Annotated in this window: 14 protein-coding genes; 13 read left to right on the top strand and 1 reads right to left on the bottom strand. The window is 69.2% G+C overall.

Annotated features, from left to right (window positions below):
* Nucleotides 1–40: 40 nt before the first annotated feature.
* Entirely contained in the window at nucleotides 41–532 is a 492-nt protein-coding gene (locus tag ACVWZ7_RS10040; RefSeq protein WP_091255519.1) for an inorganic diphosphatase, read from the bottom strand.
* A gap of 144 nt (nucleotides 533–676) precedes the next feature.
* Between ACVWZ7_RS10040 and dacB the strand changes: the two genes are divergently transcribed.
* The 13 genes from dacB (at nucleotide 677) to ACVWZ7_RS09975 (ending at nucleotide 13,642) form a co-directional block, all read left to right on the top strand.
* On the top strand, nucleotides 677–2,194 hold the full coding sequence (gene dacB / locus ACVWZ7_RS10035) for a D-alanyl-D-alanine carboxypeptidase/D-alanyl-D-alanine endopeptidase (RefSeq protein ID WP_456507732.1): 1,518 nt from the start codon (nucleotides 677–679) through the stop codon (nucleotides 2,192–2,194).
* 110 nt (nucleotides 2,195–2,304) lie between these two features.
* A complete protein-coding gene (locus tag ACVWZ7_RS10030) occupies nucleotides 2,305–3,507 on the top strand; it encodes a zinc-dependent metalloprotease (protein ID WP_456507731.1) in 1,203 nt (400 codons plus the stop codon).
* Between the two features lie 98 nt (nucleotides 3,508–3,605).
* Nucleotides 3,606–4,643: a tRNA lysidine(34) synthetase TilS gene (tilS, locus tag ACVWZ7_RS10025; protein ID WP_456509094.1), complete on the top strand. Its 1,038-nt coding sequence runs from the start codon at nucleotides 3,606–3,608 to the stop codon at nucleotides 4,641–4,643.
* A gap of 30 nt (nucleotides 4,644–4,673) precedes the next feature.
* Nucleotides 4,674–5,225: a hypoxanthine phosphoribosyltransferase gene (gene hpt / locus ACVWZ7_RS10020; protein ID WP_091255514.1), complete on the top strand. Its 552-nt coding sequence runs from the start codon at nucleotides 4,674–4,676 to the stop codon at nucleotides 5,223–5,225.
* Nucleotides 5,226–5,422: 197 nt separating this feature from the next.
* Nucleotides 5,423–7,498, top strand: a complete 2,076-nt coding sequence (gene ftsH / locus ACVWZ7_RS10015; protein WP_344361503.1) for an ATP-dependent zinc metalloprotease FtsH — start codon at nucleotides 5,423–5,425, stop codon at nucleotides 7,496–7,498.
* A gap of 9 nt (nucleotides 7,499–7,507) precedes the next feature.
* Nucleotides 7,508–8,152 carry a GTP cyclohydrolase I FolE gene (gene folE / locus ACVWZ7_RS10010; RefSeq protein ID WP_425547107.1) on the top strand — a complete coding sequence of 215 codons (645 nt, stop codon included), beginning with the start codon at nucleotides 7,508–7,510 and terminating at the stop codon, nucleotides 8,150–8,152.
* A gap of 11 nt (nucleotides 8,153–8,163) precedes the next feature.
* Entirely contained in the window at nucleotides 8,164–9,105 is a 942-nt protein-coding gene (gene folP / locus ACVWZ7_RS10005; protein ID WP_456507730.1) for a dihydropteroate synthase, read from the top strand.
* A 13-nt stretch (nucleotides 9,106–9,118) separates the two neighbouring features.
* Nucleotides 9,119–9,478: a dihydroneopterin aldolase gene (folB, locus tag ACVWZ7_RS10000; RefSeq protein WP_116765443.1), complete on the top strand. Its 360-nt coding sequence runs from the start codon at nucleotides 9,119–9,121 to the stop codon at nucleotides 9,476–9,478.
* Nucleotides 9,475–10,044, top strand: a complete 570-nt coding sequence (gene folK / locus ACVWZ7_RS09995) for a 2-amino-4-hydroxy-6-hydroxymethyldihydropteridine diphosphokinase (RefSeq protein WP_344361499.1) — start codon at nucleotides 9,475–9,477, stop codon at nucleotides 10,042–10,044. Before folB ends, folK begins: the two co-directional genes overlap by 4 nt.
* Entirely contained in the window at nucleotides 10,041–10,565 is a 525-nt protein-coding gene (locus ACVWZ7_RS09990; RefSeq protein ID WP_116765445.1) for a DUF3180 domain-containing protein, read from the top strand. Before folK ends, ACVWZ7_RS09990 begins: the two co-directional genes overlap by 4 nt.
* Nucleotides 10,546–11,058, top strand: coding sequence for a PH domain-containing protein (locus tag ACVWZ7_RS09985; RefSeq protein ID WP_344361496.1), 513 nt, complete (start codon nucleotides 10,546–10,548; stop codon nucleotides 11,056–11,058). Before ACVWZ7_RS09990 ends, ACVWZ7_RS09985 begins: the two co-directional genes overlap by 20 nt.
* An 18-nt stretch (nucleotides 11,059–11,076) precedes the next feature.
* Nucleotides 11,077–12,729 (top strand): PH domain-containing protein, encoded by a 1,653-nt coding sequence (locus ACVWZ7_RS09980; RefSeq protein WP_456507729.1) that lies wholly within the window; start codon nucleotides 11,077–11,079, stop codon nucleotides 12,727–12,729.
* Nucleotides 12,722–13,642 carry a Rossmann-like and DUF2520 domain-containing protein gene (locus ACVWZ7_RS09975; RefSeq protein WP_116765448.1) on the top strand — a complete coding sequence of 307 codons (921 nt, stop codon included), beginning with the start codon at nucleotides 12,722–12,724 and terminating at the stop codon, nucleotides 13,640–13,642. The genes ACVWZ7_RS09980 and ACVWZ7_RS09975 overlap by 8 nt, the downstream gene beginning before the upstream one ends.
* The last annotated feature ends 1 nt before the right edge of the window (nucleotide 13,643 follow it).

The following is a 13,643-nucleotide window of genomic DNA, read 5'->3' as shown; positions in this document are numbered from 1 at the left end:
GAACGGCAGTATGTGACCCCGCGTTGCAGTGCGGAAACGACTAGTGTCCGGCAGCCGGAACGTAGCGCTTGATGGAGGCCTCGAGCTCGGCCTCGGCGGCGGCGCGGTCGCCCCAGCCCTCGGCCTTGACCCACTTGCCCGGCTCCAGGTCCTTGTAGCGGGTGAAGAAGTGCTCGATTTCCCTGATCAGGAACTCGCTGACGTCGCTGATTTCCTTGATGTGGTCAAAGCGCGCATCGGTCGGCACGCAGAGGACCTTGGCGTCGCCGCCGCCGTCGTCGGTCATGTTGAAGACGCCGATCGGGCGGGACTCGACGATCACGCCGGGGTAGAGGTCGAAGTCCTGCAGGAGCACCAGCGCATCCAGCGGATCTCCGTCCTCGCCCAGGGTGTTCTCGAAGAAACCGTAGTGGGTGGGGTACTGCATCGACGTGAAAAGGACGCGGTCCAGGCGGACGCGGCCGGTCTCGTGGTCGACTTCGTACTTGACGCGCGATCCCTTGGGGATCTCGATAGTCACGTCATGCTTCATGGAATGCTCCTTGACGACTTCAGGGGGTGCGCGGCACGTGCATAAAGGCTGTCGGTGCCGCCGACTACTATTGAGGATATAGCGAGAGGCGCTGGTTTCAGGAACTAGTGGGGACATTTCAGGACTATAAGGACCAGCAGCAGCATGAAACCGAGAACCAGCCCCGAGGGCACCAGGCCGGTGCCCGGCAGGCGTCGGGGGATCCTCGTACTACTGCTCCAGGCCCTCCTGGTGGCGGCCGTGGCACTGCCGGCCGGCATCGCCGTCGCCCCGGCTTTCCTCGGCCCGGACCGGTCCCCGGACGCATCCCGGGCAGCCCCGCCCTGGCAGCAGGTCCCCGCCACACTGAGCGATTCCAACGGATCAGACGGGATCGGTCCCCTCACTGATACCGCACCCGTTCCCGCCGGCGCCGCCCTCTCGGACCGGCTCAACGAGACCCTGAAGACCGACGGCGGCGGCACCTTCACCGGGATCGTCCAGGACGCCGCCAGCGGGCAGGTGCTCTTTGACCGGTCCGCCGACGAGGCCCGCATTCCGGCGTCGAACATGAAGCTCCTCACAGCCAGCGCGGCCCTGCGCGTCATGGGCCCCGACCACCGCTTCAGCACCCGGGTTTTGGCAGGGCCCACGCCCGGGTCGGTGGTGCTGGCCGGCGGCGGAGACGTACTCCTGGGGGCGGGCGAATCCGATCCCGGGGCGGTCCTCGGCCGTGCCGGGCTGGCCACGCTCGCCCAGGCCACCGTCCGGGCACTCCAGGACGGTGCCGCCGGCAGCGGCGACGGCGGCGGCGCAGCCACCGGCACCGTGCGCGTCCTGCTCGATGACTCCCTCTTCACCGGCCCGCCGCTCCGACAGGCCTGGAGTCCCGAGGACGTCGCCGCCGGCGAAATGGCCCCGGTGTATCCGCTGGCACTGAACTCGGCCCGGTTCGATCCCGCCAAAACCACCGGACCCCGCCCGCAGGACGCCGCCATGACCGCCGCCGAGGCCTTCGCCGCCCGGCTCACGGCGGCCGCCGCGTCCGCGGGGCTGACCGTGGCACCGGGCGTCGCCCGCGTTCAGGCCGGTGCCACGCCGGACAGTGCCCACGCGAAAGTCCTGGCCGAGGTCCAGTCCGCCACGGTGGGGCAGCAGGTGGACCTCATGCTGCAGACCTCGGACAACTACCTCGCCGAGGTGATGGGACGGATGACCGCCCTCGGCGCCGGCCGGCCCGGCGGCGGCGACGACGCCATCGCCGCCGTGCTGCAGCAGGTCAAGGACCTGGGCGTTTCCACGGATGCCCTCCGGGCCGCGGATGTCTCCGGCCTGGCCCCGGCCGACCAGGTCTCGGCCCGGCAACTCACGGACGTGGTCCGGGCCATTACCTCCGGCACGGACACCAGGCTGCGCGCCGCCCTCGCCGGCTTCCCGGTCGCCGGGCTCACCGGCACCCTGGGGGGCCGGTACACGGACGCCGCGACGGCCGCCGGGGCGGGGCTGGTGCGCGCCAAAACAGGCACGTTGAACACGGTCATCGCGCTCAGCGGGTACGTCGTGGACGCCGACGGCCGGCTGCTGGTCTTCTCCTTCGTGGGCAACGGGCTGACCCCCGGCGCCGCGAACAAGGCCGCCCTGGACCGCTCCGCCGCCGTCCTGGCCGGCTGCGGCTGCCGCTGACCGGCGGAGTGCCGCCCTGAACCTGCGCCCGGCCGGTTCAACTGCCGGGTTCGCCGGCCGGTTCGCCGGTCAGCGAAAATTAAGGCGGATTGTCGGGGCCCTGTGATCTGATGGACCCCATGGAGTCCTCTGCGAGCGAGACATCAGGCAAGACAAACACAGGCAAGACAAACACAGGCACGACAAGCAGCAAGCCGTACGGCCAGACTTCAGGCGGCACACCGGTCCAGGCCCAGGATCTGATCAACTGGGAGCTTGCCGCCTCGACGGCCGCGCGGCTGACACCGGCCGGTCCCGTCCTGAGCCCTGCCGAGATCGGCGCCGCCGTTGAGAACCTGCGGCTCATGGCGGACATTTCCGTGCCGCACGTCCACGACATCACCGGCCTCGATGCCGCCCGGGACCTGCGCGATTCCGAGGTCCTGGTGGTGGACCGCGCCTCCTGGGCCAAAGCCAACACGCAGAGCTTCGCCGTCATGCTCGGGCCGGCCATGGAAAAGATGCTCGAGGGCCGCGGAACCCTCAACCCCGGGGCCGCGAGTGTCAGCGGCGCCATCACCGGCAGCCAGCTCGGGGCTATCCTTGCGTTTCTCTCCAGCAAGGTCCTGGGCCAGTACGACCCCTTCTCCGCGCTCGCCGAGAGCTCCACGGCCCCCGCTGCCGGCCGCCTGCTGCTCGTGGCGCCGAACATCATCTCCGTGGAACGTGAACTGAACGTCACCCCCGCCGACTTCCGGCTCTGGGTCTGCCTCCACGAACAGACCCACCGGGTGCAGTTCGCCGCCGCCCCGTGGCTCCGGCACCACATGCTCGACGAGATCGAAAACCTCAGCGGCCAGCTGCTCGGCAACGTCGATTCCCTCATGGAACGGGCCTCCGCGGCCGCGAAGTCATTGAAGGACCGCGCCGCACCCGGCGCGGCCCCCGGCCGGGGCGCCATCCTGGACCTGCTCCAGAACCCGGAGGAACAGGCCGCCCTGTCCCGCCTGACCGCGCTCATGAGCCTGCTCGAGGGCCACGCCAACGTGGTCATGGACGCCGTGGACGCCAGCATCGTGCCCTCGGTGAAGACCATCCGGCAGCGCTTCAACGCCCGCGGCAAGGATCGCGGCATGATCGAGAAGTTCATCCGCAGCCTGCTCGGCCTCGACGCGAAGATGCGCCAGTACAGTGACGGCTCCAAATTCGTCCGGGAAGTAGTGGACGCCGTCGGCATGGAAGGCTTCAACAAAGTCTGGGAGTCAGCTGACCGGCTCCCCACCGAAGCCGAGATCCACGACTCCAGGCTCTGGCTCATCCGGATGGGCCTCTAGCGGTCATGACAGCCCGTAATCCCGCCGGTTCGTCGTCGGTGTCCAGCGGACGACGCCGGCCCGGCCGCCTTGCGCCGGTGGTCGGCACCGCGCGGAAAATGCTGCAGGACGCGCTTGCCGCCGCCGGCTACCCGGAGCGTGTCCTGGTCGCCTGCAGCGGAGGTCCTGACTCGCTGGCCCTCGCGGCCGTCGCCGCCTATTTCGGCCGCCGGGGCCATGTGGACGGCCACCCCGTGTCCGTGGGCGCCGTCGTGGTGGACCACCAGCTTCAGCCCGGCTCCGCCGCGGTCGCCGCAACCACCGCCCGGACCCTCGAGGACCTCGGGCTCTCTCCCGTGCAGATCCGCACAGTCGACGTCGCCGCCACCGGCATGGGCCCGGAGGCGGCCGCCCGGGACGCCCGCCACGCGGCCCTGGACGCCGCAGCGGACGAGGCCGGCGCCGGCGTGATCCTGCTCGGCCACACCCTCGATGACCAGGCCGAGCAAGTGCTGCTTGGCCTGGCGCGGGGCTCCGGCACCCGGTCGCTCGCCGGGATGCGGCCCTCCCGGGGCCGGCTCCTGCGCCCCTTCCTGGGCCTGCGGCGCGCGGACACCCTGGAGATCTGCCAGGCGGAGGGCCTGGAACCCTGGCACGACCCGTCCAACACGGATCCCGCCTACGCCCGCTCCCGGACCCGGGTTGAGGTGCTGCCCCTGCTGGAAGACAAGCTCGGCCCCGGCGTCGCCGAATCCCTCGCCCGCACGGCCGCGATCCTGCAGCTCGACGCCGACTATCTGGAGGACGTGGCGAACGACACCTTTGACCGGCTGCGGGAGCAGGACGGGCAGGAAATCAGCCTTCCGGAGGCGGCACTGCGGGACCTGGCCCCGGCCGTGAGGTTCCGGGTGATCGCCAAGGCCGCCGCCGCCGTCGGCGGTCAACAGCCCAGCTACCAGCGACTGCTTGCCGCCGAAGCGCTGCTGCGCCGGCAGGGATCGGCCGGCCCGGTGGAGCTTCCCGGTTCGGTCAGCGTCTTCCGACTCTCGCTCTCGCAGCTCCTGGCGGAGCAGACGTCCGCCGCCGGCGGCGTTCCCCGCGAAGCCGCCCGCTGTGGGAAGCTTGTATTCCGGCCTCAACAGCCGCCCCGAAAATAGTCGCACCCCGCATCTACACAGGAGCCATTGGTGGATTCAAACGACGTCCAGGCAGACCTCAAGCACGTTCTCTACACCAAGGAACAGATCCAGCAACGGATCACCGAACTCGCGGCGCAGATCGACAAGGACTACGAGGGCCGCGATCTGCTGATCGTCGGCGTGCTCAAGGGCGCCGTGATGGTCATGGCAGACCTCGCCCGCGCACTGCACAGCCACGTCTCCATGGACTGGATGGCCGTGTCCTCGTACGGCTCCGGCACCCAGTCCTCCGGCGTGGTCCGCATCCTGAAGGACCTCGACACCGACCTCATGGGCAAAGACGTCCTGATTGTCGAGGACATCATCGACTCCGGCCTCACGCTCTCCTGGCTCAAGACCAACCTGGAATCCCGCGGCACCGCTTCGGTGGAAATCTGCACCGCGTTCCGCAAGCCGACGGCCGCGAAGGTCAAGATCGACGTCAAGTACGTCGGCTATGACATTCCCAACGAGTTCGTCGTCGGATATGGCCTGGACTACGCCGAGAAGTACCGCAACCTGGACTTCGTCGGCACCCTGGCGCCGCACGTATACGAATAGATCGTTCACGCGGAGACGCCCCCGCCCGGGACCGGGCGGCAGGACGCCGCGTCCCGCTACGCCCACAGGGAACTTTTGCACTTCACCGTGCGTGAGTTAGTGCGACGGTGTATAGCTAGAACCTGACGCAGCACCACACGCGCGCAGAACGGTCGCCGTGCAGCACTACCAGGAGGGACGGGGCCAGCCCCGAACAGATGAAAGCTAAGAGTTTCTTCAAGGGCCCGGGGATCTGGATTGTCGTCGTGGTGGCCATGCTGCTGCTTGCCTTCGCCACCCTGGCGCCGGGCGGCGCAAGCCGGATTGACACCGACAAGGGCCTTGAACTGCTGAATTCCGCCGGCAAGGTTGAACAGGCCAAGATTTTCGACGCCGAGAACCGCGTGGACTTGGTCCTGAAGGACAACCTGCAGGTCGACGGCCAGGACAAGGGTAAGAACGTCCAGTTCTACTTCGTCAACGCCCGCGCCCAGGACGTCGTCAAGGCGGTCACTGATGCCAAGCCGTCGGGCGGTTTCACGGACCAGCCGATCGAGAACAACTGGTTCTCGGGGCTCTTCTCCCTGCTGGTGCCCGTGCTGCTCCTTGGTGTCCTGTTCTGGTTCCTGCTTTCCCGGATGCAGGGCGGCGGGTCCAAAGTCATGCAGTTCGGCAAGTCCAAGGCGAAGCTCGTCAACAAGGACATGCCCCAGGTGACCTTCAGCGATGTCGCCGGCGCCGATGAGGCCGTCGAGGAACTTGAGGAGATCAAGGAATTCCTGCAGGAGCCGGCCAAGTTCCAGGCCGTCGGCGCCAAGATCCCCAAGGGCGTGCTGCTCTACGGCCCTCCGGGCACCGGCAAGACCCTCCTGGCCCGCGCCGTCGCCGGCGAGGCCGGCGTGCCCTTCTTCTCCATCTCCGGTTCCGATTTCGTGGAAATGTTCGTCGGCGTGGGCGCCTCCCGCGTCCGCGACCTGTTCGAACAGGCCAAGTCCAACGCGCCGGCCATCATCTTCGTCGATGAGATCGACGCCGTCGGCCGGCACCGCGGTGCCGGCATCGGCGGCGGCAACGACGAGCGCGAGCAGACCCTCAACCAGCTGCTGGTTGAAATGGACGGCTTCGACGTCAAAACCAACGTCATCCTGATTGCCGCCACCAACCGGCCCGACGTCCTGGACCCCGCCCTGCTGCGTCCTGGCCGCTTCGACCGGCAGATCTCGGTCGAGGCCCCCGACCTGATCGGCCGCGACCAGATCCTGCAGGTGCACGCCAAGGGCAAGCCGATGGCTCCCGGCGTCGACCTCAAGGCTGTCGCCAAGAAGACCCCGGGTTACACGGGCGCGGACCTGGCCAACGTCCTCAACGAGGCCGCGCTGCTGACGGCGCGCTCCAACGCCAACCTGATCGATGACCGCGCGCTGGACGAGGCGATTGACCGCGTCATGGCGGGCCCGCAGAAGCGCAGCCGGGTCATGAAGGAACACGAGCGGAAGGTCACCGCCTACCACGAAGGCGGCCACGCCCTGGTCGCGGCGGCCCTGCGGAACTCTGCCCCGGTCACCAAGATCACCATCCTGCCCCGCGGCCGTGCCCTGGGCTACACCATGGTGGTCCCGGAAAACGACAAGTACTCCATCACCCGCAATGAGCTGCTCGACCAGATGGCGTACGCCATGGGCGGCCGTGTGGCCGAGGAACTCGTCTTCCACGACCCGTCCACCGGCGCGTCCAACGACATCGAGAAGGCCACCGGGATCGCCCGCAAGATGGTCACCGAGTTCGGCATGAGCGAACGCGTCGGCGCGGTGCGCCTCGGCCAGGGCGGCGGCGAGCCCTTCCTGGGCCGCGACGCCGGCCACGAGCGCAACTACTCGGACCAGATCGCCTACATCGTCGACGAGGAGGTCCGCCGCCTCATCGAGGGCGCCCACGACGAGGCCTACGCGATCCTCACCGAAAACCGGGACGTACTGGACCAGTTGGCGCTGGAACTGCTGGAACGCGAAACCTTGAACCAGGCCGAAATCGCCCAGGTCTTCACCCACATCCGCAAGCGCGATTTCCGCGAGGTCTGGCTCTCCAAGGAGACCCGTCCGATCCTGTCCGCCGGCCCGGTGGAATCCCGCCGGGAGAAGGCCGAACGCGAAGCACAGGAGGAAGCAACCCAGGCCCGGCTCGAAGAGCCGCTGGACGCCCTGCCGCCGCACGCCCAGGGTGTCCCGGGACAGGAGTCCTTCGAAGGAGGAGCCGGCGGCGTTACCGATATCGGGACTGACGGCCTTCCCAGCTAGGCTTCTTCTGTGACTTCTAACTTCGACGACGACGTTCCCGCCCCCGCTGACCCTTCGGCGGGGGACGGGGAAGCCCAGCATCCAAGCACCAAAGTGGACCGCCCGAGGATCGAGGCGGCCGTGCGGGAAATCCTGCTGGCCATCGGCGAGGACCCGGACCGCGGCGGACTCCTGGACACCCCGAAGCGGGTGGCCAAGGCCTATGCCGAAATGTTCGCCGGCCTGCACCACGACCCCGCGGAGATCCTGGCCACCACGTTCGACCTCGACCACGAGGAACTCGTGCTGGTCAAGGACATCCCGTTCTACTCCACGTGCGAGCACCACCTGGTGCCGTTCCACGGGGTGGCGCATGTGGGCTACATCCCCTCGCACGACGGCAAGGTCACGGGACTGAGCAAGCTGGCCCGCGTGGTGGACATGTTCGCCCGGCGCCCCCAGGTCCAGGAACGCCTGACCACCCAGATCGTCGAAGCCCTCGTCACCCACCTCAAACCGCGCGGCGCGATCGTCGTCGTCGAATGCGAGCACCTGTGCATGTCCATGCGGGGCATCCGCAAGCCCGGTGCCAAGACCGTCACCAGCGCAGTGCGCGGGCAACTGCACGACCCGGCCACCCGCGCCGAAGCCATGAGCCTCATACTCGGAAGGTAAGTAAACAGACTATGGACTCCCTAGCTGCAGCCCCAGGGACCGGCCCCGCAACCTCGCCCCTGCCCATCCTGCGCAAGCCGCGCCCGGCGGCGAAGTTCCAGGACCTGCCCACGGACCGGACACTCGTCATGGGAATCCTGAACGTCACCCCCGATTCCTTCAGCGACGGCGGCGACTACGCGACGCCGGACACCGCGATCGCGGCGGGCCTGCGGATGTTCTACGCCGGGGCGGACATCATCGACGTCGGCGGCGAATCCACCCGTCCGGGCGCCACGGCGGTCGGCGTGGACGAGGAACAGCGCCGCGTGCTGCCGGTTATCGAGGCCCTCGTCAAGGTCGGCGCCCTGGTCAGCATCGACACCACCCACGCCGCGACGGCGGCCGCCGCCCTGAAAGCCGGCGCCGCGATCATCAACGACGTCTCCGGCCTGACCCTCGAACCGGAAATGGCTGAACTGGCCGCCCGGACCAAGGCGCCCTATATCCTGACGCACCGCCGCGGCGACGCCAGCACCATGAATGACCTCACCGACTACGATGACGTCGCCCGGGACGTCGTCGCCGAACTCGCCGGCGTCCGCGACAAGCTCTACGCCGCAGGCGTCAGCCCGGAACAGATCATCGTGGACCCGGGGCTGGGCTTCGCCAAGAACGACGTCCAGAACTGGGAACTGCTGCAGCGCCTGGACGTCCTGCAGGCCATGGGCCACAAGGTCCTCGTGGCCGGCTCCCGCAAACGCTTCCTCGGCAGCCTCCTGACCGTGGCCGGCAAGGCCGCCCAGCCGGTTGAACGCGATGCCGCCACCGCCGCCGTGACCGCCATCAGCGCCTTCCGCGGCGCCTGGGCGGTGCGGGTGCACGACGTCGGCCCGAGCCTGGACGCCGTCAAGGTCGCCGCCCGCATGGCACCCCCGGCGCACTCCGCACCGGCCGCCGCCGGCACCAACTGATCCGGCCGGCGTCATGGACCAGATCACGCTGCGCGGCGTCACCGCCGTCGGCCATCATGGAGTGTTCGACTTCGAGCGCCGCGACGGCCAGCCGTTCGTCGTTGACGCGGTGCTGCACCTTGACTTCAGCAAGGCTGCAGCGTCGGACGACGTCCTGGACACAGCACATTACGGCGAAGTCGCCGGCTGCATCCGGGACTGGATCACGGGAGAGCCGCTGAACCTGATCGAGGCACTGGCCGTGCGGATTGCCGACGACGTCCTGCAGAAGTTCCGCGTGGCCGCCGTGGACATCACCGTGCACAAGCCGAAGGCCCCGATCGAGGTCGAGTTCGGCGATGTCTCCGTCAGCGTGCACCGGAGACGCACATGAGCCCGCTCTACACCCGCGCGGTGATCGCGCTCGGCAGCAACCTGGGTGAGCGCAGCGACACGCTGTCCGCCGCCGTCGCCGATCTCGTCGACCCGCCGGAAGTACGCCTCCTGGCCATCTCGCCGATCGTCCAGACGAAGGCCGTGGGCGGCCCGGCGGATCAGCCCGACTTCCTGAACATGGTGATTGCGGTCGAGACGTCCCTGCCGCCTCGAGAACTGCTGCGGCACTGCCACGCCGTGGAACAGAAGCACCTGCGGGTGCGTGAAGTCCGGTGGGGACCGCGGACCCTGGACGTGGACATCATCACCTACGGTGACCTGGTGAGTTCCGACCCCGAGCTCACCCTGCCACACCCCCGGGCCGCGGAACGGGCGTTCGTGCTCTACCCGTGGTCACTGATCGATCCCGCGGCTGAGCTCAACGGCCAACGCGTGGGCGAGCTCGCCGCCAAAGCCGACGATTTCGCCGACCTCGCACCGTTTGACGGCTTCCGGCCCCCGGCCCCCGCGGACGTCACAGGCGCAGACGCCGCCGGCGTCCCCGGTAGGGTGGACCGGCCGTGAAGCTGACCAACCCCCTGCTCCTGCTGGCCATTGCTGTTGTCCTGGCCGTGGCGGGCTGGTTCGCCACCGTGATGGCCGGCCGCTACAGCCTGGCCACCCCCGTCCTGCCGCTCACCGGGCTACTGACCATGGGCGTGATCGTGGTGCTCACCCTCGTGCTGGGCATCCGCGTGCTGCGCTGGCGCAACGGCAAGAAGAAGAAAATCCTCAACCCCATCCTCGCGGCGTGGACCCTGGTCCTGGCCCAGGCCTGCGCCTACACCGGCACGGTCCTGCTGGGTTGGCACGCGGGAATCGTGATCGAGCAGCTGCGGCTGTGGAACCTGCGCAGCAACCAGGACATCACCTGGCAGGCCCTTGCGATGGCCGGCGGCGGGCTGATCATGGTGGTCGTGGGGCTGGTCGTCGAGCGGTTCTGCCGGATTCCGCCCGAGGACGGCGACGCCGAATCCGGGCACGAGGTGCAGGGAAAGCGCAACAAGCCCTCCGCAGAAGGCGAATATGCCTACCGAAGCGATTGACCCGCCGGGCATCGACTGGCTCAGGGTGTCACCGAAGTACGTCACCGTGCGCCTCGCGGAGTGGGCGCTGGGCAACCTGATCGCAGTGGTCCTGCTGTCGCTTCCCCTGGTGCTGGTACTCAACGGCGCCTGGACGTGGCCGCCGCTTTGGCTGGCCGTTGCCGTTCCCGCCGTCTGGCTGCTTCTGGCGGTCTGGCGGCTCGTCCTGATTCCCCGGCAGGTGCGCTCGATCGGCTACGCCGAGCGTGACGATGACCTCCTGGTCCGCCGTGGCATCTTCTTCCAACGAACCCTTGTGGTCCCCTACGGGCGGATGCAGTACGTGGACATCGCGGTGGGACCCGTCGAACGCCCGCTGGGCCTGTGCACCCTGAAGCTGCACACGGCTTCCGCCGGGACCAACGCCGAGATCCCCGGACTGCCCGCCGGTGAGGGAGCCCGGCTCCGCGAACAGCTGTCCGCCCGCGGCGAAGCCCGTCTGGCCGGGCTGTGACGGGAAGGCCATGACGGCATGGCGCTGACACCGGAGGGTCTCCCGGCGGCGCGGGAGCCGGGAACCGGCCCCGGTTCGGGAGACACCGGTGCCGCGGGGGAAACCGGCCCCGGTTCGGGAGACACCCGTACCGCCGACGCCGGCTGGCTGCGTGTCCACCCGGGATCGCCGTTCGTCCGCGGCTGGGTGGCAGTGGCCGCGCTGTTCTTCTTCTTCGGACGGGACTCCTTCGAACGGCTGCTCCAGGGCGGCCCGGTCTTTGACGAGCGGTTCGCCGGCCGTGCGCCGTGGTTGTTGCTCGGCGGCGGCACCCTCCTGCTGCTGACCGTGCTCGGCTTCGTCCTGAGCTGGTACTTCACCCGCTACCAGGTGGCGGACGGGTACGTCCGGGTCAACACCGGGTTCCTGTTCAGGCAGCAGCGCCAGGCCCGGCCGGACCGGGTGCAGGCCATCGACGTCGTGCAGCCCCTGCTGGCCCGGATTTTCGGTTTGGCGGAACTCAGGTTCGAAGTCGCCGACGCCGGAGAATCCGCTGTGCACCTGGCCTACCTGCGTGCGGACGAGGCCCGCCAGCTACGCGCGACAATCCTCGCCGGTGCCTCCGGTGCCTCCGGTGGGACGCTGTCGCCGTCGCAGGCGACGGAACCGGGGCAACCGGGGGCCGCCGCTGTTGAGGCACCGGAACGGACCGTCCTGACCGTGCCGCCGGCGCGCCTGATGGGCTCAGTGCTCCTGAGTGAACAAGGCCTGGCCATCGTGGCCGGCGGCGTCGCCACCGTGCTGCTGTCCGCCATCACCGAAAACCGCAGCTTCACGGTTTTCCTGATCCCCGCCGTGATCGGACTCGCCGCCTCCTACTGGTCCTCGTTCAACAAGGGCTACAACTTCACCGCCGCCGTTTCCCCGGACGGCATCCGGCTGCGCTACGGCCTGCTGGACACCCAGGCGCAGACCGTGCCGCCGGGCAGGATCCAGGCCTTGAAGATCAGCCAGCCGCCGCTGTGGCGGTTGTTCGGCTGGTACCGGATCCAGATCAATGTGGCCGGCTACGGCCTGGCCGGAAGCGCCCGGGAAGGCTCCCACCGGACCACCCTGCTGCCGGTGGGATCCCTCACCGACGTCCTGAAACTCCTCTCCCTGGTGCTCCCGGACCCCGGAACCGCGGACCCGGCGGGCGTCTTCACGGCAGGAATCAACGGACTCGCGGACCCAACCGGAACACGGGACGCCGGAGCACAGGAAACAGCGGCCCGGCAGGACGCCGACGGCGGCTTCGTCACCACGCCGCGCCGGGCCCGGCTTCTGGCACCGCTGGGCTGGCGGCGGAACGGCTTCACCGCAACGGAGACCGCACTGCTGCTGAGATCCGGACGGTGGTGGCGGAACCTCGTTGTGGTGCCGCACCAGCGCACCCAGTCGATGGCGCTGCAGCAGGGGCCGCTCGCCCGCAGGTTCCGGGTGGCGGACCTGGTCCTGCACACCACCGCGGGCCCGGTCGCCCCGCGGCTCATCCAGGCCGGCCTCGATGAGGCCCGGGCCCTCCTGGATGCCCAGGCCGCCCGCGCCCGCGCCGCACGCAAGCGCCAAACGAGCGAACACTGGATGGAACCAACCACGCAGCCCGCGCAATCACCCGCACCAGACACTCAGGAAGGCCCGCATCATGGCTAAACCAGGACGCCTCGGCGTCGGAATCATCGGTGCAGGGAAGGTCGGTGCCGTCCTGGGGGCGGCGCTGCGCGGAGCCGAGCACGCCGTCATTGGGGTGTCCGCCGTGTCGGACGCCAGCCGCGAACGCGCCGAAACACTCTTGCCGGGCGTGCCCATCCTGGAAGTGCAGGACATCGTGGAGCGCGCCGAACTGGTCCTGCTCGCCGTCCCGGATGACGCCCTCGGCCCCCTCGTGGACGGCCTTGCCAAGCTGGGCGCCTGGCAGCCCGGCCAGCTCGTGGCGCACACCTCCGGACGCTTCGGCGTCGGGATCCTGCACCCGGTCCGCGCCGCCGGCGCCGTGCCGCTCGCCCTGCACCCGGCCATGACGTTCACGGGCATGAGCCTGGACCTCACCCGGCTTCTGGACTGCACCTTCGGCGTCACGGCCGACGCCGCGATGCTGCCGATCGCCCAGGCACTCGTCGTCGAAATGGGTGCCGAACCCGTCGCTATTGCAGAAGCCGACCGCGTCCTCTACCACGCTGCCCTGGCGCATGGCTCGAACCATCTGGTCACGCTCGTGGCGCAGGCCTCGCAGCTGCTCCGCGACGTCGGCGTCGAAGCCCCGGACCGGATGCTGGGCCCGCTGCTCCGCGCCACGCTGGAGAACGCGCTCGCCTCCGGCGAATCGGCCCTGACCGGGCCCGTGGCCCGCGGCGACACCGGCACGGTCGCCGCGCACGCCGGTGCCCTCCGCGAGTACGACGGCGGCTCAGGCGGCGATATTCTGGAGGCGTACCTGGCCATGGCCCGGGCGACAGCCCGCCGGGCAGGAAGCCGCGGGCTCTTGAAGCCGGACCAACTCGACGGCATCGAACAGGCGCTCCGCGGCCCCGACCAGAACGGGACCCGCGCCCCGGAAGGACCCTGAC

The organism is Arthrobacter sp. TE12232 (assembly GCF_054062615.1).
The sequence above is the reverse complement of the archived record's forward strand: the minus strand, read 5'-3'. Positions and strand labels throughout refer to the sequence as shown.

Excerpts from the sequence above, each read along its gene's own strand:
- tilS (WP_456509094.1), top strand. The coding sequence starts at position 3,606 with ATGCTGCAGGACGCGCTTGCCGCCGCCGGCTACCCGGAGCGTGTCCTG.
- ACVWZ7_RS10040 (WP_091255519.1), bottom strand. The coding sequence starts at position 532 with ATGAAGCATGACGTGACTATCGAGATCCCCAAGGGATCGCGCGTCAAG.
- ACVWZ7_RS09985 (WP_344361496.1), top strand. The coding sequence starts at position 10,546 with ATGCCTACCGAAGCGATTGACCCGCCGGGCATCGACTGGCTCAGGGTG.
- folB (WP_116765443.1), top strand. The coding sequence starts at position 9,119 with ATGGACCAGATCACGCTGCGCGGCGTCACCGCCGTCGGCCATCATGGA.
- folP (WP_456507730.1), top strand. The coding sequence starts at position 8,164 with ATGGACTCCCTAGCTGCAGCCCCAGGGACCGGCCCCGCAACCTCGCCC.
- ACVWZ7_RS09975 (WP_116765448.1), top strand. The coding sequence starts at position 12,722 with ATGGCTAAACCAGGACGCCTCGGCGTCGGAATCATCGGTGCAGGGAAG.
- ACVWZ7_RS10030 (WP_456507731.1), top strand. The coding sequence starts at position 2,305 with ATGGACCCCATGGAGTCCTCTGCGAGCGAGACATCAGGCAAGACAAAC.
- folK (WP_344361499.1), top strand. The coding sequence starts at position 9,475 with ATGAGCCCGCTCTACACCCGCGCGGTGATCGCGCTCGGCAGCAACCTG.
- ftsH (WP_344361503.1), top strand. The coding sequence starts at position 5,423 with ATGAAAGCTAAGAGTTTCTTCAAGGGCCCGGGGATCTGGATTGTCGTC.
- dacB (WP_456507732.1), top strand. The coding sequence starts at position 677 with ATGAAACCGAGAACCAGCCCCGAGGGCACCAGGCCGGTGCCCGGCAGG.
- ACVWZ7_RS09980 (WP_456507729.1), top strand. The coding sequence starts at position 11,077 with ATGGCGCTGACACCGGAGGGTCTCCCGGCGGCGCGGGAGCCGGGAACC.